Raw genomic sequence first — 22,536 nt, forward strand, 5'->3', positions numbered from 1 at the left:
ATATTTATTGGGGAGGGGGGAAGGCATCATGAAGAATAACAAACTCATTATAAGCGGCTTGATTTTGGTTGTGGTTATTGTGCTGTTTATTTTTTCAGGCACTACGGTGGCATCTGGCTATAGAGGTGTTCTTTTGCAATTAGGGGCAGTGAAGCCAACAATTTTAACAGAGGGCTTTCATTTTAAAATTCCATTCATTCAAAATGTGGAACAGGTAGAGGTCCGGGTTCAAAAAGAAGAAAGTTCTCAGACCGCTGCTTCAAAGGACTTACAAATGGTCACAGCAAATGTCGCGGTCAATTATTCGGTTGACCCAGGAGCCGTAAATAAGCTATACCAAGAAATTGGTCCCGATTATCGTGTTCGTATCGTGGACCCTGCGATTGCCGAATCATTAAAAGCGGTTACAGCTCAATATACCGCAGAAGAGTTAATATCAAAACGCCCGGAAGTATCTGCACAAGTGAAGGATATGCTGGCCAAAAAATTAACCAAGTATTATATGATTCTAGAGGATATCAATATTAAAGAATTTGCCTTCAGTGAGGAATTTAATAAGGCGATTGAATTGAAACAGACGGCCGAACAAAATGCGTTGAAGGCACAAAGGGATCTGGAAAGAATCAAGATTGAAGCGCAGCAGCAAATCACCCAAGCAGGTGCAGAGGCTGAGGCTTTAAGATTAAAAAAGCAGGAAGTCACACCGGAGCTAATCCAATTAAAACAAATTGAGGTTCAAGAAAAGGCCTTGGAAAAGTGGGATGGACGTCTTCCAAGTGTAACTGGAGGAGCTACCCCGTTTATAGATTTGGGCGGGGTTGAGAAGAAGTAAAATTTTACAGACTATTTTAAGTAAGTTAAGAACCTCTTTCCACGTGATAGAGGTTCTTAATTTTTTTTTGGAGCAAGGGGACGGTTCTCATGCTCCTTTTAGTGGGGGAACATATGGAAAGTTGTTATTGCTTTAATGAGCCTGAACTTTCCTTTTGGTTTTCTTCAATTAAAAGGGCATCGTAGTGGAAGAATATTGAAGTGAGAATAATGGTACTCTAATGGTATTGGGCACGAGGAGCACCAAAAAGGTTGATTAACGTTCTATGCCCGCATGAAAGGTATTGAGCCGCCATTTTATTTTATAATTTGAGTGTCTAAATAGGTAAAACTGAAGCGATGCCGAATTGGCATCGCATTTTTTCGAAAGAAATTGGGGGGAAAGCTGATATGGATTCACTGGAAAGAAAAAAGAAAATTGACCGTGAAAAATTCACAGTTAAAAATATAGTCAAAAGAGCTTTTTTTATTACAGTAGGTTCAACCATTATGGCTTATGGGTTAGAGGCCATTCTAATTCCAAATCATATGATTGACGGGGGAGTAACAGGCTTATCCATGATATTAAGTCATGTGACAACAATCAACCTTAGCATATTTCTAATCATTTTAAACTTACCTTTCTTTTTCTTAGGATATAAGCAAATTGGCGGCACCTTTGCTCTTAGTATGTTGTATGGAATTATCGCTCTTTCTGTGGCCACTTCTTTCATGCATCATGTAAGTCCGATTGTCCATGATAGGCTGCTAGCGGTTGTTTTTGGAGGGGTGGCATTAGGATTCGGTGTGGGTTTAACATTAAGGAATGGTGGAGTTTTAGATGGTACAGAAACATTAGCGATTCTAATTGAGAAGAGGGCACCATTTTCTGTAGGTGAAATCATCATGTTTATAAATGTGATTATCTTCTCCGTTGCAGCCTTGGTGTTCGGGTTAGAAAATGCTTTATTTTCGATGCTCACTTATTATATTGCCTTTAAAACCATTGATATTGTAGAAAAAGGTTTGGAGGAAATGAAATCGGTGTATATCATAAGTGATCATAATACTGAGATTGCGGAGGCTATTACAGAGCGTTTGGGTCGGGGCATAACTTATTTACATGGAGAGGGTTCTTATTGTGGTATAGATAGACGTGTTATTTTATGCGTTTTTACAAGGTTAGAGGAAACTAAGTTGAAAGATATTATTAGAGCGTTAGATCCTCAAGCATTTATCATTACAACGGATGTATCTTCCGTTCATGGTGGTCGATTTAAGAAAAAAGACATTCATTAATACAATGTCTGTGATGTCACGCGTGCGTTTCTACTAAAAAGTGGAGACGTTTTTTCTTTGACAGTGTAAGTTTGAATATCCAATCTGATATTATCTTGGCGGTTTTTTGTTATTGAGTGTACGAATCGGGTTAGTTTAACAAAATGAAGGGCAAGGTAATGGTGAATTTAGGTTATATTAGATATAATACATTGCTTAAAATAGATAGAAATGGTGAAACATGAACATTATAAAACAGCAAAAAAAGAACGCACTAAAGCCCGCCCAAATAATCGTCATTTATTATCTGATAGCTGTGGTTGTTTCGACCATCTTATTAATGCTGCCGATTACACAACAACCGAATACTAAATTGTCGTTTATTGATGCCTTATTTACGGCTGTTAGTGCCGTTAGTGTTACAGGGTTATCGACCATTGCGATTAATGAGGTTCTTAGTGTTCCGGGAACATTTATTTTTGCTCTCATTTTGCAATTTGGCGGCATCGGAATAATGTTTCTTGGAACCACTATTTGGCTCTTAATTGGGAGACGTATAGGAATAAGAGAAAGAATGCTTATTATGACGGATCAGAATCTCCCGACATTTTCTGGAATTGTTAAACTCGTAAGAAATATTCTTATGCTATTTATTATCATTGAACTTGTAGCGGCTATTATTTTTGGAACATACTTTTTAGAATACTTTCCTACTTGGCAAGAAGCTTTTTTACAAGGTTTCTTTGCCTCTGTTAGTGCGGCAACGAATGCTGGATTTGATATTACGGGAGAATCGCTAGTTCCCTTTGCCCACGATTATTTTGTGTTAGTGATGACAATGGTGTTGTTAATCATAGGGGCGATTGGATTTCCAGTGCTTATGGAGGTTATCCAGTTTTTTAAACATAGAAAGAAGATCCCTTATCGTTTTTCCTTATTTACAAAAATAACGACGCTAACTTTTCTGGTTTTAATCGTTATAGGTACTATTCTGATCTATCTATGTGAATATAATCATTTTTTTGCCAATAAAACCTGGCACGAATCTTTTTTCTATTCTCTTTTTTATTCGGTCTCTTCTAGGAATGGTGGACTTAATACAATGGATGTTAATGAGTATTCCACTCCTACTCTTCTGATTTTAAGCATTCTTATGTTTATCGGGACCTCTCCAAGTAGTGCTGGAGGAGGGATAAGAACGACTTCGTTTGCGATTATGTTATTAAGTATCTATTATTTTGCTAACGGAAATACGACCATAAAGGTTTTTAAGAGAGAGCTTGTCATGGAGGATGTAATCAAGTCCTATATCGTCATTGCAACTGCGATGATGCTCTGTTGTGTTAGTACGATTATTCTTACGATCTTGGAACCGACTTTTTCTTTAATGGAGATCATATTTGAAGTGTCTTCTGCCTTCGGGACGGTTGGTTTTTCGATGGGAATCACTGCGGAATTAAGTACGATGGGTAAAATTATTATTATGATTTTAATGTTCATTGGGAGAATTGGTATTTTTGCATTTTTATTAATAATAGGGGGTAAACCCATTAAAACTGATTATCAATACCCAAAAGAGCGAATCATTATTGGCTAATTTAGCGAGAATGAGAAGAAATAAAAGGAAAAGGGAAGGTCTCATCATTATGCAGCATGAGACCTTCCCTATGATTTTCTTTTATCTGTTGATACTCATTTATTGTCAATAAATAAAATCAATAAATTCATGTTTTAATTAGTATAAGCCCCGCCTACGCTAAATACTATGATGTCCACATTTCCCATACAACCCAGTATAATTATACATTAGAATGATTATATATTCAATAACTAAACATAAGCTAATTTATTCCTTTTTAAGGTTATTGAAAATAGATCAATTAATAAGGTTTACTCATGCGACGCGTTTAGTTAGCAAAAGAAGTATGTTTTGTTTTCCATTTCTCCATTGCAATAAACAACCAAAAACTATATATGCCTAATGTAATTAAGCAAAGAAACCACCATTTAATCCAGTTCCCAAACAATCCAACTGCTGATCCAGTGAACTGTAATCTTCTTCCATTAATGACTGTGTGTCGTGTTTTCCATCCTAATATCATTGTAATTGCCCAGGGATAGCAAATCCCTAAAGTACAGATTGTTACAAGTCCGCCTAAGATAGACCATCCTATGTACTGAAATAACCCACCATCGAAATAAGATTTTTCTTGAGTTTGTGCACCATAATTTTGTCTTACTGTTGATTCACTCACTAAACATCCCCCTAAAGTATATAAACTAATACAGGAGAATTGTATCATAAAATTATAGTAAAAAAGTACTATTTGAAGAACCGTCCCTTTGCACCCCTCGCTCCCTTTCTCCCCAATTCCCACACGTCCATACGACTATCCGAATATACTGTCTAACGAGATTGTCGTATGGAGGGAAAAGATGATATGATGAAACGCCAATGGGTTTGGAGTGCATTTTTAACTGCCATCTTGCTTCTTCCTTTACTTTTTATATTCTTCAACCAGAAAACGACTCAAGTTCAGCTCCATTCGCCGCAAATGGTCCAAGATGTTTCTGCCAAACAAGTTGTAAAATCCCAAGAAGATTCAACAAAACAAGACGAACAAGCCAATGATGAATCAAAGCAAGGAGAGCAGCCTTCAAATAAACCAACCGATAAAGGTAATAAAGCCCAAGAAAAGCCAACCCAAGAAAAAAAGCCTACTATTGTTTGGGGAGTAGACACCGCTTCTAATGTTGACCAAGCATTTCTTCAGTGTGTAAAGGAGAATTATGGAGCACCAAGTGTATTTGGACGATACTTGGAGACCAAGGGAGACGTGTCGATGGGTTTGACCAAAGAAGAAGTCGATTTACTTCATCGGCAAGGGATCAAGATCTTACCGATTTTCAATCATTTTATAGAAGCTGTCGGTTATGACAAGGGGGCAGCCGAGGCCAAAGAGGCAATTGCCTACGCACAAAAAATAGGAATACCTAAGGGAGTTGCAATCTTTGCGGATATCGAACCAACCTATCCAGTCGATGAAGCGTTTATTAGAGGATGGGTGAACACATTAGCTAGCTCGCCTTATAAGCCAGGAATTTATGGTGTTATAACAACTGATAGTGAACTCTCCGCTGCTTATCAAGCCGCTGTTTCGAAAGATAAAAAAGTTCAACGCGAAACCGTCCTTTGGAGCAGTAATCCTGATCCTGGTGTGACAGCGAAAAATAAGGCACCTGCCTTTCAGCCTGGAGCACCAAAGAATATAAATATCTCGATCTGGCAATATGGAATCGATGGGGAGGCTTGTAATATAGACACGAACCTCATTCAATCTACTGTACTGAATAAATTATGGTAGGTTAAGATATTAAAAAAATGATGATATACGCTGCTCCTGTATATCATCATTTTTTTGTTTATGGGTATAACAAAAAATAGTGTCCGAGGTATTTTTTTGAAAAAAAGTAAAGCTTGAGGCGCATCAAATTTACCTCAAGCGTTTTTTTTTACATTTATTACTATCGTATGCTGGAACTCGTAGGGGACTGTGGGAAACAGGAAACCAATATAAAATCTATTAGACTATAAACTTACCCACTCCACCTTATATTTCGTTACGGTAGTTTCCAAGCTACATTATAGTCATCGTATCCACCATAGTACTGCCAAATTTCTGCCTTTTCGTTTGTTCCAGGGAAAGTGAGCCAATCTGAATTGCTCGTTGTCAAATCGGAAGGGATGTCACTAGGGTAATAAGCAACCCAATAAGCGCCCGGAGTGCTCGGTGAAAAGTTCCCCATCGTGAGTTCCCAATTCCATGGAGACGAATAGGTACCAGGTTTTACACCTTGTCCATATTGATTTAGATAATTAACAAATGAGTTATAAATTGATTGATTATTTGCATAGTCATAGTCATTCATACCGGTTAAAGCCGATTCTACATCAATAAAGATAACAGGTCTAACCTTCGAACCATATACAATCTTCATAGCTTCGTATGCTTCTAATGCTAGTTTTGCCTGCTGCTCGCCCCACTCACTTGCAGACATTCCTATTGGCGCCATTTGTATACCAGATAAAAACCAATAACCGTAAACATAGCTAGCATTCTGTGCTCTTGCACTACTAAAATAAATTCCACTGCCTGTACTTGCATCAAATTGCACAGTGCTGCCATAACCTAACTTCCCTAGATAAAAATCTTCCCCTTCAGGATTCGCTGATGAAGCGGAATCCGATCCGAACAAATATCCCGTTGTAGCATCAGTTTCAGTTTTAGTTTCAGTTTCAGTCATTTCTGTCGATGGGGTTTTCGAAAAGATGGCTGAGTTTTGGGCAGCATGCATTTTTGCGGTTTCACTAGCATGTATACTTGCTTGCGATTTCACAATTTTGCCCTCTTCCTTCTGTGGAATCTCAGCTTTTACTTCTGCTTTAGGCTGAACAGGGACCTCCGGCTTTGCAGGAGTGGCCTTTTCGCTGGCATCTATATTTTGGGAACTGTTTGCTTGGATAGCCTTAACAGGTTCCACTATTGTTTTATTTTGGGAACTATTTGCCTGATCGGCTTTAACAGGTTCCACGTTTGCTTTATTTTGGGAACTATTTGCCTGATCGGCTTTAACAGGTTCCACCTTTGCTTTATTTTGGGAACTATTTGCCTGATCAGCTTTAACAGGTTCCACGTTTGCCTTATTTTGAGAAGCGTTTGACTGAACAACTTTAACAGGTTCCACTTTTGCTTTATCAAGTCCAGCCGCTGCTGTAAAATGGCCTCCTGAAAAAAGTCCAAAGGACAATACTGTCGTTGCTACGAAAGATTTTACAAGTTTCTTTGTGTTAAGGTAATTTTTCATTCCAATTTTGCTCCTTTTAATTATCGTTACATGTGGCTAAATAAGCAGTGAACGTTAAGAAAAAAGGAGCTGCTTTTGGTGGTGGTGAAGGTGGAGCATTAATCCATTGATTACGGTACTTAGCCTGTTGAGAAGTATAGATGTGGCTAATGTTCAAACCAAAATTTTCATCCCAGTCAAACTGATTGGCAATAAAGCTTATCGTGCCTGCCCCCGGGCTGAACTGCTCATTTGATTGCCCTCCAGAGGATTGCATTCGTTGTGGAGGGTTATTCATGATTTCAACTTCTCCAGGATTCTTCCTATTATTAGATGGAGTCTTGTTTTCTTCACCCATTAACGGTTTATGCACCAAGGTTAGGGAATGACTCGTCTTTATTAATATTGAGGATTCAGCCTCTTCTGTATAATTTTCTGACTTAGCATTTAAACCTGGAGTCTGGAGGTTGGTTTCTACCTGAGAATTTCTTTCATTTGAGGAGAGTGACTTAGGAGCCGCCGGAATCCTTTTCGTGACAGCATTTAGCTTTGCTCGTCCTGTTTGTCCTGTTTGTCCTGCAACTTCCACCTTTGCAACTGGGTTTGCAGTTTTTTCTGCAGCTTCCACCTTTTCAACAGGGTCTGCAGTTTGTCCTGTATCTTTCACTTTTGCAGGAACTACTGCCGGCTTACCAACATTTATATTTTTTTCTGAAGAAGGCACTGCCTTTTCAATACTCCTATTGGTCTTGTTTGGTGACTTTTGAACAGGTTTTGTTGGTACGGTTTGATGGGTTCTAGGATTCGTCTCTGGTTTTTGAACCACTCCACCTTGACTTTTATGTACGTTTTCAGGTGTAACGGAAACTGCTTTATCCGAAGCCATTGGGGTTTCAATTTTCTCCAAAACGGGAGTATGTACTTCAGAGTTTTGAGGTACCGGTCGACCGGCGGCTTCGTTTTTCTCTGCAAAAACGTTATTTGGCAAGAAAGCGGCCGCCCCTAAAAATACACCCATTAAAATAAAATGACGGATGTGCATTATTTCACCTCCTTTCAAAAACAGAGAATCATTACTTCCATGGACAGCATTCGACATTGTTTTTAAATTTTTGTCGGTTGTTCATTCCTTTAACAAATAAAGAGTTCTTTTAACCTAAGGTGGATCTATAATGCCTGAGTCGAATTTCCTTGAAAAGGGGACTCAGGCTATGAAACTTTTTATTTATCAAAATATAAAAAGCTCATTTTCAAATTTAAGAATCGACTCTGAAAAATTTAATTAAGCTAATCCACCTATTTAATTTTTCAATGCTGAGGTAAAAAGGACAAGCAGCTTGTTTGAAGTCGGAGAAAAACTCGTCATATCAGAAATTTGGCGAAGATTGATAGGTTTCTAGTGTATTAAAAAGTGATAGAATGGAGTTGCAACTGAATATCGTGAGGGTGACTGGTTTGTGATCTTCTTTTCCAATAGGAAAGGAGGTGATATTCCTGGACTATTTTCTTGAAATTCTAAAGGAGATTCTAAAAGGAGTTTTGCGAGAAATAATCGCATATTTCTTTCGGAAAAACGTTCTAGAAAACAAGAAAACCACCCTGCGCCGTCGGAAGCAAAAGGGTGGTCTTCATAAATAATGTACACAAACAACCATCACCTTGGCGGTTAGGTTGCAGTGAGAAGTGTTAGCCGCACTTCTCTTTTTTATTATTATATTCATTATATACGATTATATTCTGCTTTAAAAGTGGAAGATAAGATGCTTGGGCGCCAACAGTGAATTTCTAATTTTTTTATCTATCATTCATGCCTTGTCCTCTTAAGCAGAAAGGTTGTACTATAGTATTTGTTGTTACAGGAAGGGAGATTCATAAATGAGCAAAAGAAAGTGGTGGATTCTTGCGGCCATTCTTTGGATGGCAGTCATTTTTACTTTTACGCAAGTCCCGTATTCTACTGGAAGCAGTACTTCAAGTGCGCTCGAGAAGCTATTTGCAGCGTTGCATATAAACCTGGATCCATCTGCTATAGATTTCTTAAATTTTATTGTGAGAAAAGCTACACACATTACGGTATTCGGCATCCTTGCATTCTTATTTTTTAAGTCTCTTGAAATCTACCGATTCGCTTATGTCCTATCATGGATTTTAACGGTTATTTATGCGATGACTGATGAATATCATCAATCCTTTATGCCAGGGAGGACTGCTTCCATAAAGGATGTCTTTTTGTTTGATTCTGTCGGTGCTTTTCTATTCCTACTGCTGACGTTTCTAATTGTTAGGAAGAGTAAACAGAAAAACACAAAAGTAGGATAATTTTCTGCCGGGAAATCCAACTGGATTTCAAATAGTTAAAAGTATTAATCAAACGTTCATTTTAAATCATTATCTGAAGAAATGTTAAGCGGGGAGTTCAAGAGGCTCCCTGCTTTATTCTGGCCTTGTTGTGAGTTCCTCCGTCAGATTATTCAATGTTTCACGAGTGCTATTGGAAATAATTGATAAATAGGATAGTGAATAACTTATTGTCGGCTATAGACTTTTATAGTAAGTTTTTTATAGTATATATAAATAAGTTTTTGAAATCTATTGCAACTCGGTCAAAACTAAATTCATGTGAAAAATAAGGGGGTTCTATGAAGTCTCTTTTTCGTCTTATCTGTTTTATCATCGTTATTTTACTAACTGCGTGCGATGGTCATCAGTTAGATCCAGTAACAGCCCAGAAAGAAAAGGTTCAACTTGAGTTTTTATCACCAAAATTTGAAACTGAGAGAGTTTTTAACGATCTCATTCAGGAATTCGAACAACAACATCCTTCCATTGAAATTAATCAGTTAGTGGTACCAGGAGGAATGACGGTATTAAAAACGAGAATCGCGAGAGGGGATAGTCCGGATATTTTTATAACTTATCCCATTGAACAAGATTACCTGATTAGAGCCAAAAAAGGTTATTTATTAGATTTGACGCAAGAAGACTTCATTCAAAATATTGATCCCAATATACAAAATCGCTATCTAGTAAATAGAAAAATGTATGGAGCTGCCTTCACTCAGAATGCGGTAGGAGTAATATACAATAAAGATCAATTTAACGAATATCACCTGTCTATCCCTAAAACATGGAACGAATTTATTGCGGTAATGGAAAAATTAAAGGCCGCAGGTAAAACCCCCTTGTTGATGCCCAATAAAGATGCCAACAAAACGAGTGTTTTCAATTTAAACCTCGTAGCTAACGAAATTAATAATAACTATTGGAGACAGGATTCTTTTTCTTTATTGAGGGATCAAGCATGGCGGGAAATTTCAGAAAAGACTGTTAAAGTGCTTTCCTATGTACAACCAAATTCCTTTCAAGATGATTATTTTGCTGTGAATCGAAAATTTGCCAATGGAGAGGGAACGATGTATGTGATGGGGACATGGGCTATACCAGAAATAGAAAAATACAATCCTCCCTTTCAATATGGGATCTTTCCGTTTCCCGCAACCAACCAACCGGAACAAAATAAAGTATTAGGCGGAGTCGATATCGGACTTGCTATCTCATCTGATACCAAACATCCAAAGGAAGCAAAGGAATTTTTAGCATTTTTAACGAAAAAAGAGGTGGCTCAAAGACTTTCGGATTATGAGGGCTCCATTAGCACCGTTAAGGGAGTAAGAGTTAATAAAGAGCAATTAAAATTGCTAAATCAAAAAATCCTGGAGGGTAAGACAGTGAATTGGCCGAACCATTATTGGTCCGGGGGTACGGCAGCAGAATCGGACTTTCGAAAATATTCATCCCAATTTTACTATGATAAGGACATCGATACCTTTCTTATCAATCTCGAAAACATGTTTAATCATTATAAGCATTCAAAATAGAAGAAAGGTGTCTGCATGCTAAGATTTCAACAAAAAATGATACTCGCCTTTTTACTTTTTATCTTATTACCTATTATTATATTGGGATTTGTCTCTTACAAAATATCATCGACCACACTTCAGCAAAAAATCAGCAGTCAGACGGTCCAAACATTGAAGGCGGTTGACCGAAATGTAATGGCTTCGGTTTCTGAGGTAGATGCATTTTCAGATTATGTCATTTCATCAGGTGAGATTCAGTCATATTTAAATACAAACGATCAAACTTCTATGATTGATTTTTATAATAAGCAGCAGGCAGTCGCTGGAATGATGCTGGGAAACTCTCAAATTGCTGATTTTATTTTATATAGGGAAAGCGGGGGAGCCACCCATTTAAGAGATACCCAAATCCCTGCATTTGAAAAATTTCGATCAAGCCCTTTTTACCAGCAAATTATTAAAGAAAAGGGGAGACCCGTGTGGTTAACCCCTTCTGAAGATCAGCCATTTACACAGGACAAACGATTTTCTTTCACATTAGGAAGAGTGGTAAAGGATATTAATACGCTTAATAACTTAGGATATGTCATCTTAGACGTCAACATGAACTTGTTTGATTCGATTTTCAAGGATGTACAAGAAGGTACAGCCTATGGGATGTTAGTCAATCAAAATGGCAGAATCGTCTATTCATTAAATCGAGAGCTGATTGGCAAGCCCTTTGCTATTAATCATTTTTCCGACATTCAATCAAAGAAAAGCGGATATTTGATTGATAAGTGGGACGGGGAAAAAAGTTTAATTACGTATATGCCTTCAAGCTTCCACACGGGTTCAAGCTCTTCTTCCCTCATGATGATTTCGATTAAACCATGGAAGGAAATTTCTAACGATATTACTCATATTCGAAATATGACCCTATTAATTGTCGGCTTAGCTTTAATCATTGCAGGTCTTTTTAACCTGTTTTATTTAAAACGTATTTCTCTTTTCATTCAAGAGCTATTAAAAGACATGAAGCTTGCTGAAAAAGGAACGTTAAGCATTCGGATGAGGCGTTATAAAATAAAGGAATTAGAGAATATCGCGATTGGGTTCAATAACATGATTGCACGTATCCAAAGGTTATTAAAAGAAGTGGAAACGGAACAGGAGAGAAAGCGGGAGGCGCAATTCAAGGTACTGCAACAGCAAATTAATCCTCACTTCTTATACAATACGCTCGAATCGATTAATGCCCTTGCATCCTTAAATGGTCAAAAGGATATAAGTAAAATGACGATTAACCTTGGTAAATTATTGCGAATCAGCATCAATGGCGGTTACGAAGTGAAGGTTAAAGATGAGATTCGGCATGTGATGAGCTACTTAGAAATTCAAAAGGTCAGATATGATAACCGTTTTTCATATGAAGTGGAGGTTGAAAAAGCACTGGAATACCAGCCTGTCTTAAAACTGATTCTTCAACCGTTAGTGGAGAATATCTTAATCCATGCCTTTAATCAGGATCACACAGGTCTAATCAAAATTAGCGGGACCATTAGGAATGGACATGGCCAATTTTTCATCGAGGATAATGGCAAGGGGATGGAACATAACGTATTGCTTAAATTAAATCGTTCAGAAGAAGAGCGCCCTAAACATGGAGGACATGGTATTCGCAACGTTCAGGAACGATTAGATCTTTATTACGGTAAAAAATATGGATTAATGATTTGTTCAAGTGTAAATGAAGGTACGACGATTAGAATCTCATTCCCAATTCAAGGTGATAAACATGTATAAAGTATTAATAGCTGATGATGAGCCTTTGATTTTAAAAAACCTGACACAAATTATCGATTGGCCGGCACTGAATTGTACCGTTGCTGGTACCGCCCAAAATGGCCATGAGGCAATACAAGTTTTAGAAAAAGAACGGTTCGATCTCGTCTTAACAGATATCTCAATGCCTGGAATGACAGGAATTGATTTATTAAGGAAAATCCAAAAGATACCCTATAAGCCAATCACCCTATTAATTAGTGGATATGATGATTTTGAGTATGCTAGAGAAGGAATCAAAAATAACGCCTTCGACTATATCCTAAAACCTATCGACTATGATGAATTGCAAGAATGCATTGAGCGTGCCATTGCCGAATTAAATCAACAAAAACTTAATGAACATGAATATGAAAAGTTCTTCATCTATGAATGGATTACAACAGAAAAAACAGACTTAGAGGTGCCGAATAAATACCAGCCCTATATCGCACTAGCTGTGAAATCCTATGAAAAAAACGTTGAGGTCGTCGTTCAACAAATACATGAGAACCTTTATGTGTACAGGATGTCAGATGAAGAGATCATTATTGTATTAACAGGTTCTGATGATTCGATAAAAGAATGTGCTGCGGATGTAGCCCAGCAAATCATCAATAAGGCTTCACAAAAGTGTGTTGTTTCCATTGGCGACTACGTTGATTGTTTATTTGATGTTAAAAAGTCTGTTACCCATGCGAGGGAACTGCTTAAGTTTGATGCCTTTACAAAAAGTGCCATCATTACAGACGAATTGATTAAACAGGAGTATAAACCGAAACAATCGGCAGCAGACTTAATGGATGACGCGATCTCGTATATAAAGAATCATTTTGAGCAGGATTTAGGAATTGAGCAGGTGTCAGAACAGGTTGGCCTAAGTGTCAGCTATTTTAGCCATCTTTTTAAACAAAGAACAGGGGTTACCTTTCTCGAATACTTGACCAATGTAAGAGTTGATTATGCCTGCCTGCTATTGGAGAATCTAGAATTAAAGACATATGAAATTGCTCTAAAAGTGGGCTATACTGATCAACGGTATTTCAGTCAGGTTTTTAAAAAGAAAATGAAGAAAACACCAAGTGAATATCGAAAAATGGTCAAATAACCTCTCATATTTTGAGAGGCTTTTTTAATATTAGGGAAATTAACTTTGAACATTGTCTAGCTCCAGCGCCCTAGCGGCTAGTGTCCTTCGCGCTCCGCCCTACGATAAGTCAACATCGAATCGCTTAAGCTCTTCGTGTTTCCTTTATCTCAGTTGGAGCACTCCAGGCCATACGCCGCTGACCAGGGCGCTTGCGCTTTTCTAATTATAGTAAGAATTTAAACATTGATAAGCGGAATACCACGTTTTGAAAGCGGTTCATTTCCATTATTCTAAATACATGAAAACGCTTTATAGCAAAAACAAGACAGAGGGGGAAATTTAGGTGAAAAAGTTTTTAGCACTTAGTATGGCTGTTGTTTTGTTACTTGGAATCTTAAGCGCTTGCGGAAGTAAGGAAAGTTCTTCGTCAGAGAGTGACGGTGGAGTCGTCAAATTAACCTTATGGCATCCTAAGGGAGACACAGCTGACGCCTACAAAGAAATTATTAAGGAATTCAATCAGAAATATAAAGGGAAAATTGAAGCAGAAATGACCTTTATCCCAAGGGGTAATAAATATGCCTATGAAGATAAGGTTTCTGCTGCAGCAACAAGTAATACACTGCCTGATTTAGTGGCGATGGATGGTCCGAATGTCGCGAACTACGCTGATTCCGGAATTATCCAACCAATTGACGGTCTTGTTGAGAATCAAGATGATTTTGTCAAGTCGATTATTACACAAGGTACTTTTAATGGAAAGTTATATACGGTTGGAGCTACGGAATCAACGGTTGCCCTGTTTTATAACAAAAAAATGTTAGCCGATGCGGGCATTCAACCTCCAACCAAGCTAGAAGATGCCTGGACATGGGATCAATTCTATGAAGCTGCTAAAAAATTAACGGACAAAAAGAAGGGGATTTATGGAGTAAACTGGACCCTCGATTATGGTGAATGGATTATTTACTTCTCCGGCCCAACGGTTTGGAGTAATGGCGGCAGCTTTATCGCTAAAGATGGTTCAAAAGCAGAAGGTTATGTAAATGGTCCAAAAGCAGTGGAGGCATTGAAATATCTCCAAAAGTTTACGAAAGAGGGTCTAGTGAACTTACAGCCTAAACCAACTGAGTTTGAAGAAGGAAAGGCTGCGATGATGTTAATGGGTTCTTGGGAATGGAGAAAGTTACAAGATTATCCTAATACAGAATGGGGAATCACTTACTATCCAAAGAGCAACAATGGAGAGCAAGTATCACCATCAGGCGACTGGAACTGGGGAATTTCCAAGGATACAAAGCATAAGAAAGAAGCTGCAACACTTCTAAACTTCATTTTGAATAAAGACAATGTGATTAAACTAGCTAAGGCTGATAATAAACCGGCGGCACGTATGTCTTCATTTGAAGCCATGACCGAATGGAATGAAGCACCGCTTAACATTCTAAAAGATCAAGTGTTAAAGTCAGCTCATCCTAGACCTGTAACTACGGCTTACCCTGTCTTGTCAACCAAGTACGGTCAGGCTGTCCAAAACATCTTCCTAGGGGGAAATGTTAAGGAAGAATTAGATAAGGTAGCGAAAGAAGTCGATAAGGAAATTGGACGAAAAAAATAAAAACTAGATAAAAGGCAATCAATAGATTGCCTTTTTTCCTACAAGGTGGTGTGAAAAATGGAAACAATCGTTAGAAAAGGTGAAAGTCAGGTCAAGTACAAACGTAAAAGGAACATGACCTACGAGCGTCAGCAAAAAGTACTAGGAGTGTTGTTTTCTCTTCCCGCTTTAGTATTGTTGTTTACATTTTTGATCTTACCGGTCGCTCTAGCATTTGTTTATAGCTTTATGAATTACAATATGTTAAACCCCGATGAAAAGGTGTTTACTGGTTTAGATAACTATGTAAGGCTTTTCCAAGATGCCATCTTTTTCACGGCATTAAAAAATACGTTATATTTTACCGCTCTTGTTGTTCCTCTTCAATGTGGGGTTGCCCTTTTTCTAGCCATTCTCGTTAATAAAAAGGTAAAGGTGGCTTCCTTAGGACGGGTATTCTTCTTCAGTCCGGTTGTTACCTCCATGGTGGTCGTCGCGATTTTATGGACCTTTTTGTACAACGTGGATAATGGACTCATCAATCATACCTTGAACTTTTTTGGAATCAAAAACCAGCCGTTTTTGTTAAGTCCTAACCAGGCGATGAACAGCATTATCTTTATGTCAATCTGGCAGGCGGCCGGATTTCAAATGATGATTTTCCTCGCTGGATTAAAGGATGTGCCTGAGGAATTGTACGAAGCAGCTGAAATCGACGGGGCCAATGTATGGCAGAAATTTAGAAATGTTACCTTGCCGTCTATCCAACATGTCACCGGCTTTGTCTTGATCATCACAACGATTCAAGCGTTTCGCTTATTCATCCAGCCATATGTTATGACTAACGGCGGACCTAGCGATTCAACTAAAACACTTGTCTTTATGCTTTATGAAAACGGGTTCCAATTCCGGGATGTTGGTTATTCATCTGCGATTGCCGTTGTCTTTTTCCTAGTGGTACTTATTACATCCATGGTTCTTAAGAAACTATTAAAACAATAAAGGGGTGGACTACTGATGACAAACCGTACGAAAAAAAGAATGGGAAAAATAGGGATTACGATAAGCATCCTTGTACTTGGGTTTTTGTTTATCTCGCCGCTCCTTTGGATGATTATTGCTTCAATCAAACCTGAAACCTTAATTTTTAAAGATATGGGATTTGAAGCGTTTATTCCTAAACAAATGACGTTTGATAACTATTCAAAAATTTTATTCTCCGATAATATTAATTTCTTTCATTATATGGGTAATAGTTTATTTACAGTTGGTATGATTGTGCTATTTGGTACCATTGTGAATTCGATTTGTGCCTATGCGCTCGTAAAGTTGAAATTCCCTGGCAGTGACTATGTATTACTTATTATCATTGCTTTGTATGTCGTTCCGTTTGAGAGTGTCTTGATTCCCCTCTATATTGTCGTCAATAAATTTGGGTGGATTAATCAATATCCGGCACTGATTGTTCCGTTTATCGCCAGCGCCTTTAATATCTTTTTGTTCAGGCAGTTTTTCATTGGCTTTCCAAAAGAATTGGAAGAAGCGGCCCAAATTGATGGGGCTTCCCCATGGCAGACTTTTATTAAGATTGTTGTTCCTAACTCGAAACCTGTCTTTGCGACAGCTGCTATTTTAACCTTTGTCACCCATTGGAGTGACTTTATGTGGCCGCTGATTGTGGCAACCGACCAGTCGATTCAAACGGTACAAATAGGGATTCAATATTTGTTCACCGATAACAACATTCAATATGGTCAGATCATGGCTGCCCTTACGTTAACAACTATTCCGGTCATTTTGATTTTCTTATTTTTCCAACGTTATTATGTCCAAGGAATTACGTCTAGTGGGGTGAAAGGATAATGAAAGAGGAAAATGGCAAGTGCGAAGTTGTATCCTTAGGGGAATTACTGATTGATTTAATTCCCCATCATGATTATACCGCTGATGCCCCTTCCTATGAAGCAAAGGTCGGCGGTGCGCCGATTAATGTATTGTCTGGATTAGCCAAGTGGGGACATACGACTGCTTATATTTCAAAGGTAGGGAACGATGCTTTTGGCGGCTATCTGAGGAAACAAGTAAAAGGTGCAAATATCAATGTCGATTATGTGCTGACTGAAAGATCAGCCCCAACAACAGTAGCGATTGTATCTTTGGATGAGGAAAAGAATCGGACCTTCGATTTTATCCGTAATCCCGGGGCAGACCAGCTTTTAACAAAGGATGAGATTCAATGGGGTCTAATTCGAGAGGCTGAGGTCTTTCATTTTGGTTCTTTGTCCTTAACCCATCATCCGTCAAGAGAAGCGACATTGGCAGCATTGAAATATGCCAAAGAGAACCATAAAACCATTAGCTATGATCCAAACTATCGACCGTTATTATGGGAGAATCAAGATGAGGCAAAATGGTGGATGGTCGAAGGATTAAAGTGGGCGGATATCGTCAAGATTTCGGATGAGGAAGTACAATTTATTACGAATGAAGAAGATGCCTTGATGGCTGCTCAAGTGCTGGCAGAAACCCACAATATTCCGTTGTTGGTTATGACAAAAGGGAAAGAAGGTGCGTTGGTCGTTTGTAACGGACACGTCCTTGAAGAAGACGGACATACGGTACAGCCTGTGGATACGACAGGGGCTGGGGATTGCTTTATGGCATCGGTGCTGCATCAGTTTTTAGTTAAAAATAAATCAATTCATGAATTAACGGAACAGGATTTAGCGGATATGCTGCAATTTGCCAATCGTGTAGCCGCTTATTCGACTACGGTAAAGGGCGGGTTCAGTGTCGTACCTCCTTTGGATGAATTAGAAAAAATAATTAGAGGTGTTCAGCATGTATGATGAGCAATATCGGCCCCAGCTTCACTTCAGCCCGAAAGAAAATTGGATGAATGACCCGAATGGATTGGTGTATTACAAGGGTGAGTACCATCTCCTTTACCAATATCATCCGCACAGTATGGTATGGGGGCCCATGCATTGGGGGCATGCCGTAAGTAAAGATTTGCTGCATTGGGAGGAGCTGCCGATTGCACTCTATCCAGATGAGTTAGGGCAAATTTTTTCAGGCAGTGCGGTCGTTGACACGCAGAACACAAGCGGCTTAAAGACGTCGGATGAAGATGTGATGGTCGCGATTTTCACCCATCATGGTGAGGATAATGAAAAGCAAAGTATTGCTTATTCCAATGATAGAGGAAGGACTTGGGTTAAATATGAAGGAAACCCAGTGATTCCGAATCCAGGACAAAAGGATTTCCGTGATCCGAAAGTATTTTGGCATGAAGAGTCAGAAAAATGGGTGATGTCGCTTGCGAGCGGCGACTGCATTCGTTTTTATGGCTCACCCAATCTGATTGATTGGGAGCTTCTATCGGCGTTTGGAAGTGAATACGGTGCGCATGGTGGAGTTTGGGAGTGCCCGGATTTAATTCAATTGCCGGTTGAAGGGGAGGACCAAAAGAAATGGATCTTGATCGTCAGTATTAATCCAGGCGGGCCGAATGGTGGTTCTGTTGTCCAGTATTTTGTTGGGGAATTCGATGGCGTAGAGTTTGTTTGTGATGATCGTCCGGAGGTTGTGAAATGGGCGGATTTTGGACGTGATTTATATGCTGCCGTTACATGGAGTAATTTTCCTGAACCGATTTGGATTGGCTGGATGAGTAACTGGCAATACGCTAATCAAGTTCCATCTGAGCCGTTTAGGAGTGCGATGTCGATACCAAGGAAGTTAGGACTGCGTCGGGTTGATGGAGAGTTCACCTTGGTTCAATCCCCTATTGATCTTTCTTCATTATTTAAGAAAGCGGTAGTATCAAATGAAACGATCACTCTAAGGCCTAGTGAGACATATCAGGTTAAATTGGATAACCGCCAATTATTTGCAAAAGCGAATGTGTTGAACAGTACCGCTTCCGAGTTTTTGATTACTTTTAGAGGAGAACAGGAACGGCTGGAGATTGTCTTTGATCAAGAGAGAAAAGAAGTACGGATCGACCGCAGGGATAGTGGTCAGATATCCTTTTCTGAGCTTTTTGCCAGCATTGATCGGATGCCGTTGGCAAGATTGAATGATTTTACCTTGATACTCGATAAAACCTCCATTGAGCTCTTTGTCAATCAGGGTAATCGTGTAATGACAGAGTTATTCTTTCCATTAGAGTCCGAATTTACCTTAGACTTCAGGGCTTTGGATGGGGAAGTTATTTTAGAAAATGTTGAGTTACGTCATCTTGAATCTACTTGGAAATAAGAAAGGGTGTTAACCATGAATCCTTGGGAAGGAAAGACCTCTATATTCTTGAAAACTGTTACGAACATCGTCATCCTAAATTTCTTATGGGTGATTTGTTCGCTGCCCGTATTGACGATTGGACCTTCCACTGCCGCGATGTATGGAGTAATTAGAAAGTGGCATTTGTATAAGGATGAAAGCGTCATTCGGAGCTTTATCCATGAATATCGGTTATTTTTTAAACAAGGATTTCTGGTGGGCAATCTATGGCTATTCCTTGGGATGCTGCTTTTGCTAGATGTTTACTTTTTCTTGCAGGTGCCTGGTACCGTAAAAGTGGTACTGATTGTGGTAACAGTGACAACGTTTATTCTTTATATGTTGACTTGTGCTATGTTGTTTCCGATTATGGTTCATTATCAGACAAAAAGACTTGAACTGATTAAACAGGCGTTTACATTTTCTATTATTGATGGGAAGACAACTTTTGCCATTATCCTGATGTGGATTGGGGCAGGTATGGTACTTTTTTATGCGCCATTAATGGTTCTTGTTATTGTTGTTCCTGTTTCGATGATCTCATTCCGGTTTTCGATGCTGGCGTTTGATAAGGTTGGGAAGCTGCCAAGGATACAATCGAGGTATATTCCTTTCACTACGGGATCTGATCCACGTTCTAGTTAATATTAGAGTGTTGGGGGGATTTGGTTGAAGACATTCTTTGCTAAACAAAAAGAACCCATTCTAACTTTAGAATGGGTTCCACTATTTAATCCACTAAGGGTTCTGTGGACTCTTTAAATCATATTATTATTTAATTTGCCCATTGTTTCAATACTTGCTCTTTTCCAATCCTGTGAATTTCTTCTTGTGTCAGGTTTTTATCAGCTATAACGTTAGTTTGATATAATTTTCCCTTGAAGGGTACATAGATGGTATACATGCACATGATGTTCTTTCTCCTTTTAGATAAGTTAATATTTTTTCATAGTTTGTTTACCCATATATCAATTTCCTAATCCTCTTAATAAGGGTTATATTAACGCGATTCGGTTATTCTTGATTAAATGACGATCTAGCTTTGATACTTTCTTTTCAACATATTCACGAATTGCAAAAGTTACCTCAATGTTCTCTCCCCGGATGTTAAATTTCATTTATGAATTCCTCCTAATTATTTATCAATTAATCGTTAGTAGAAATATAAGTTGATAATGTTTCTTTAACCATGTCTGTATTGTGCACGACTAACCTGAATGTTTCCTTAACTTTTAATAGGAATAGGAATGCAATTTTAAAAACATGAGGACTATTTGAATTCAAGGAATGGAGAAGCAATGTGTGGAAAGCAATCAAAAGTATTGTGCTAACATAAACATAAGTAAGAAGGTACAACATAGCAGATAGATTAATTAATTTAAAGTAGGACACGGCAGGAATGGAAATTCAAAATACTCTTAAAATTGGAGGGAATTCATATGAGGGAATTAAACGGAGTGGACTGTGCAACAAAGCTTAATAATAGATTACTAGCTGGACTTAAATCCAATGGTATTCAGTATGTAGCACGCTACCTCGGAAACAGTTGGAAATCAATGGACAAACCAGAGGCAGATGCCATTTTAGTTGCAGGGTTAAAGATCGTAAGTATATGGGAAACCAATCCGACGAACGTGGCTTATTTTACAAAGGACAAAGGGATTTCTGATGCAAAAGAAGCATCTTCTTATGCGAACACAATTGAACAGACAGAAGGAAGCGCCATTTACTTTGCGGTTGATTATGATGCTCAACCATCTGACATGGCCTCCATTTTAAACTATTTTTCGGGTGTGCGAGACGGAATGGACAAAAGTTATAAAGTGGGAGTTTATGGTTCCTATTCTGTGCTCCAATCGCTTTTTCGTTACCATGCCGTTGATTTTTATTGGCAGACAACTTCATGGTCCCGTGGCAATGTAGCTGATTTTATCCATATTCTTCAATATCAGCATAATACAACACTAGCAGGTATCCAAGTTGATTATAATGAATTTTCGAATAGTGCTGGATCGTGGAGCAGAACTGTCGCGGCTGCAGGTTCGCTCCAGCCTGCTATAACCACCTATACAGTTCAACCAGGTGATACATTAAGCGGAATTGCGACGAGATTTAATAAAACGGTTGATGAGTTGGTAAAAATAAATAAAATCGATAATCCTAACATCATTTATGCTGGTCAGATTTTGCGCCTTTCTATTAAAAAATCACCAGAACCTGCTTTTTACATCATAAAAGCGGGCGATACTTTGTCTCAAATAGCATTGGTTTTCGAAACTACAGTCGCCCAGCTGCAAGCTTGGAATCGTATTAGCGACCCGAATGTTATCCGGGCCGGTCAAAAAATACGTGTGAAATAATCCCGCGGTTCTCGACATTTCTTTTAAACGTTTGGATAGTGAAATACACTATTGATGCGGCTCATCTCATTTTTAAACAATCGTTTGGTTAGTGGTGAATAATCGGAAAAAGAAGAGAACGATGTCAGTCCAAACGAATAAAGGAGAATTTTCCGGGAAATTAAGTTTTTTTCTGTGAAATGTTCGACAAATTTTTTTAATAGTTTATAAGAGGAATTCTTGAAGGACGACCATTTTGGCTTTTTCAACCAAACGTTTAATTAGTAAAGCATATAGGGATTATGGTCGAATATATGTCGTTTTAAAGCATTAAATCGGCTAATTCTTTCTTTGATTATCACGTTCCTACCAGAGCTTGTTTTAAAATTGCACGTACCTGGAAGCATCGGCATCTGCTTTAAAACCATGTACTAATAGTGAACTACAATATTTAATTGAATTGTTTAGAAACGACTCTCAAAGATAAAGATGAAAATCGTTTTTTTTGCATTAAATATGGAAGTATGGGGAGGGTTCTTTTTATTCATAATGGAAGCACGAGAACCGTCCCCATGCTCCCATTTGTTTGATTTTTATGAAAGAAATATGAAGAAAGATAGGCTATTTGCA

General features: G+C 38.4%; 19 protein-coding genes and 1 pseudogene. 15 read left to right on the plus strand and 5 right to left on the minus strand.

Annotated features, from left to right (window positions below):
• Positions 1–28 precede the first annotated feature (28 nt).
• The 3 genes from AAHB15_RS14620 to AAHB15_RS14630 all read left to right on the plus strand — a co-directional run bounded on the left by AAHB15_RS14620 (position 29) and on the right by AAHB15_RS14630 (position 3,685).
• The gene (locus tag AAHB15_RS14620) at positions 29–832 is read left to right on the plus strand and encodes a prohibitin family protein (protein ID WP_144565871.1); all 804 of its coding nucleotides are present in this window, start codon (positions 29–31) and stop codon (positions 830–832) included.
• Between the two features lie 389 nt (positions 833–1,221).
• Complete coding sequence (locus AAHB15_RS14625; protein ID WP_144565869.1) at positions 1,222–2,109, plus strand: YitT family protein; 888 nt, start codon at positions 1,222–1,224, stop codon at positions 2,107–2,109.
• Between the two features lie 220 nt (positions 2,110–2,329).
• Positions 2,330–3,685, plus strand: coding sequence for a TrkH family potassium uptake protein (locus tag AAHB15_RS14630; protein ID WP_342042672.1), 1,356 nt, complete (start codon positions 2,330–2,332; stop codon positions 3,683–3,685).
• 310 nt (positions 3,686–3,995) lie between these two features.
• Here the strand turns inward: AAHB15_RS14630 and AAHB15_RS14635 are convergent, their stop codons facing one another.
• A complete protein-coding gene (locus AAHB15_RS14635; RefSeq protein ID WP_342042673.1) occupies positions 3,996–4,343 on the minus strand; it encodes a DUF898 family protein in 348 nt (115 codons plus the stop codon).
• A 186-nt stretch (positions 4,344–4,529) separates the two neighbouring features.
• Between AAHB15_RS14635 and AAHB15_RS14640 the strand changes: the two genes are divergently transcribed.
• Positions 4,530–5,453: a glycoside hydrolase domain-containing protein gene (locus AAHB15_RS14640; protein WP_342042674.1), complete on the plus strand. Its 924-nt coding sequence runs from the start codon at positions 4,530–4,532 to the stop codon at positions 5,451–5,453.
• Positions 5,454–5,709: 256 nt separating this feature from the next.
• Here the strand turns inward: AAHB15_RS14640 and AAHB15_RS14645 are convergent, their stop codons facing one another.
• Both AAHB15_RS14645 and AAHB15_RS14650 read right to left on the minus strand, forming a co-directional pair.
• Complete coding sequence (locus tag AAHB15_RS14645; RefSeq protein ID WP_342042675.1) at positions 5,710–6,954, minus strand: hypothetical protein; 1,245 nt, start codon at positions 6,952–6,954, stop codon at positions 5,710–5,712.
• 16 nt (positions 6,955–6,970) lie between these two features.
• Positions 6,971–7,975: a hypothetical protein gene (locus AAHB15_RS14650; protein WP_342042676.1), complete on the minus strand. Its 1,005-nt coding sequence runs from the start codon at positions 7,973–7,975 to the stop codon at positions 6,971–6,973.
• Positions 7,976–8,808: 833 nt separating this feature from the next.
• On the opposite strand from AAHB15_RS14650, the gene AAHB15_RS14655 reads away from it, so the two are divergent.
• From AAHB15_RS14655 to AAHB15_RS14700, 10 genes are all read left to right on the plus strand, one after another.
• A complete protein-coding gene (locus AAHB15_RS14655; protein WP_335573084.1) occupies positions 8,809–9,252 on the plus strand; it encodes a VanZ family protein in 444 nt (147 codons plus the stop codon).
• 320 nt (positions 9,253–9,572) lie between these two features.
• Entirely contained in the window at positions 9,573–10,811 is a 1,239-nt protein-coding gene (locus AAHB15_RS14660; RefSeq protein WP_342042677.1) for an ABC transporter substrate-binding protein, read from the plus strand.
• 15 nt (positions 10,812–10,826) lie between these two features.
• Entirely contained in the window at positions 10,827–12,578 is a 1,752-nt protein-coding gene (locus AAHB15_RS14665) for a cache domain-containing sensor histidine kinase (RefSeq protein WP_342042678.1), read from the plus strand.
• Positions 12,571–13,704: a response regulator transcription factor gene (locus AAHB15_RS14670; RefSeq protein WP_335573081.1), complete on the plus strand. Its 1,134-nt coding sequence runs from the start codon at positions 12,571–12,573 to the stop codon at positions 13,702–13,704. The genes AAHB15_RS14665 and AAHB15_RS14670 overlap by 8 nt, the downstream gene beginning before the upstream one ends.
• Positions 13,705–14,029: 325 nt before the next feature.
• Positions 14,030–15,304 (plus strand): ABC transporter substrate-binding protein, encoded by a 1,275-nt coding sequence (locus AAHB15_RS14675; protein ID WP_342042679.1) that lies wholly within the window; start codon positions 14,030–14,032, stop codon positions 15,302–15,304.
• A 57-nt stretch (positions 15,305–15,361) separates the two neighbouring features.
• Positions 15,362–16,285: a carbohydrate ABC transporter permease gene (locus AAHB15_RS14680; RefSeq protein WP_342042680.1), complete on the plus strand. Its 924-nt coding sequence runs from the start codon at positions 15,362–15,364 to the stop codon at positions 16,283–16,285.
• A gap of 15 nt (positions 16,286–16,300) precedes the next feature.
• Complete coding sequence (locus tag AAHB15_RS14685) at positions 16,301–17,146, plus strand: carbohydrate ABC transporter permease (protein WP_335573079.1); 846 nt, start codon at positions 16,301–16,303, stop codon at positions 17,144–17,146.
• A complete protein-coding gene (locus AAHB15_RS14690; RefSeq protein WP_342042681.1) occupies positions 17,146–18,132 on the plus strand; it encodes a carbohydrate kinase family protein in 987 nt (328 codons plus the stop codon). Before AAHB15_RS14685 ends, AAHB15_RS14690 begins: the two co-directional genes overlap by 1 nt.
• Positions 18,125–19,546 carry a glycoside hydrolase family 32 protein gene (locus AAHB15_RS14695; RefSeq protein WP_342042682.1) on the plus strand — a complete coding sequence of 474 codons (1,422 nt, stop codon included), beginning with the start codon at positions 18,125–18,127 and terminating at the stop codon, positions 19,544–19,546. Before AAHB15_RS14690 ends, AAHB15_RS14695 begins: the two co-directional genes overlap by 8 nt.
• A gap of 15 nt (positions 19,547–19,561) precedes the next feature.
• Positions 19,562–20,212 (plus strand): YesL family protein, encoded by a 651-nt coding sequence (locus AAHB15_RS14700; protein ID WP_342042683.1) that lies wholly within the window; start codon positions 19,562–19,564, stop codon positions 20,210–20,212.
• 130 nt (positions 20,213–20,342) lie between these two features.
• Here AAHB15_RS14700 and AAHB15_RS14705 read toward each other — a convergent pair whose 3' ends face one another.
• Complete coding sequence (locus AAHB15_RS14705) at positions 20,343–20,477, minus strand: BA3454 family stress response protein (protein ID WP_098531297.1); 135 nt, start codon at positions 20,475–20,477, stop codon at positions 20,343–20,345.
• 118 nt (positions 20,478–20,595) lie between these two features.
• Positions 20,596–20,685: pseudogene (locus tag AAHB15_RS14710) on the minus strand (HPF/RaiA family ribosome-associated protein); the annotation flags it as partial.
• Between the two features lie 321 nt (positions 20,686–21,006).
• Between AAHB15_RS14710 and AAHB15_RS14715 the strand changes: the two are divergent.
• Positions 21,007–21,927 (plus strand): LysM peptidoglycan-binding domain-containing protein, encoded by a 921-nt coding sequence (locus AAHB15_RS14715; protein ID WP_335571777.1) that lies wholly within the window; start codon positions 21,007–21,009, stop codon positions 21,925–21,927.
• The last annotated feature ends 609 nt before the right edge of the window (positions 21,928–22,536 follow it).

Origin of the sequence: Bacillus sp. OTU2372 (assembly GCF_038440275.1) — a bacterium.
Classification (GTDB): Bacteria; Bacillota; Bacilli; order Bacillales; family Cytobacillaceae; genus Neobacillus; species Neobacillus bataviensis_B.

Coding starts and splice junctions, on each gene's coding strand:
- AAHB15_RS14620 (WP_144565871.1), top strand. CDS start 29: ATGAAGAATAACAAACTCATTATAAGCGGCTTGATTTTGGTTGTGGTT.
- AAHB15_RS14625 (WP_144565869.1), top strand. CDS start 1,222: ATGGATTCACTGGAAAGAAAAAAGAAAATTGACCGTGAAAAATTCACA.
- AAHB15_RS14630 (WP_342042672.1), top strand. CDS start 2,330: ATGAACATTATAAAACAGCAAAAAAAGAACGCACTAAAGCCCGCCCAA.
- AAHB15_RS14640 (WP_342042674.1), top strand. CDS start 4,530: ATGATGAAACGCCAATGGGTTTGGAGTGCATTTTTAACTGCCATCTTG.
- AAHB15_RS14645 (WP_342042675.1), bottom strand. CDS start 6,954: ATGAAAAATTACCTTAACACAAAGAAACTTGTAAAATCTTTCGTAGCA.
- AAHB15_RS14650 (WP_342042676.1), bottom strand. CDS start 7,975: ATGCACATCCGTCATTTTATTTTAATGGGTGTATTTTTAGGGGCGGCC.
- AAHB15_RS14655 (WP_335573084.1), top strand. CDS start 8,809: ATGAGCAAAAGAAAGTGGTGGATTCTTGCGGCCATTCTTTGGATGGCA.
- AAHB15_RS14660 (WP_342042677.1), top strand. CDS start 9,573: ATGAAGTCTCTTTTTCGTCTTATCTGTTTTATCATCGTTATTTTACTA.
- AAHB15_RS14665 (WP_342042678.1), top strand. CDS start 10,827: ATGCTAAGATTTCAACAAAAAATGATACTCGCCTTTTTACTTTTTATC.
- AAHB15_RS14670 (WP_335573081.1), top strand. CDS start 12,571: ATGTATAAAGTATTAATAGCTGATGATGAGCCTTTGATTTTAAAAAAC.
- AAHB15_RS14680 (WP_342042680.1), top strand. CDS start 15,362: ATGGAAACAATCGTTAGAAAAGGTGAAAGTCAGGTCAAGTACAAACGT.
- AAHB15_RS14685 (WP_335573079.1), top strand. CDS start 16,301: ATGACAAACCGTACGAAAAAAAGAATGGGAAAAATAGGGATTACGATA.
- AAHB15_RS14690 (WP_342042681.1), top strand. CDS start 17,146: ATGAAAGAGGAAAATGGCAAGTGCGAAGTTGTATCCTTAGGGGAATTA.
- AAHB15_RS14695 (WP_342042682.1), top strand. CDS start 18,125: ATGTATGATGAGCAATATCGGCCCCAGCTTCACTTCAGCCCGAAAGAA.
- AAHB15_RS14700 (WP_342042683.1), top strand. CDS start 19,562: ATGAATCCTTGGGAAGGAAAGACCTCTATATTCTTGAAAACTGTTACG.
- AAHB15_RS14705 (WP_098531297.1), bottom strand. CDS start 20,477: ATGTGCATGTATACCATCTATGTACCCTTCAAGGGAAAATTATATCAA.
- AAHB15_RS14715 (WP_335571777.1), top strand. CDS start 21,007: ATGAGGGAATTAAACGGAGTGGACTGTGCAACAAAGCTTAATAATAGA.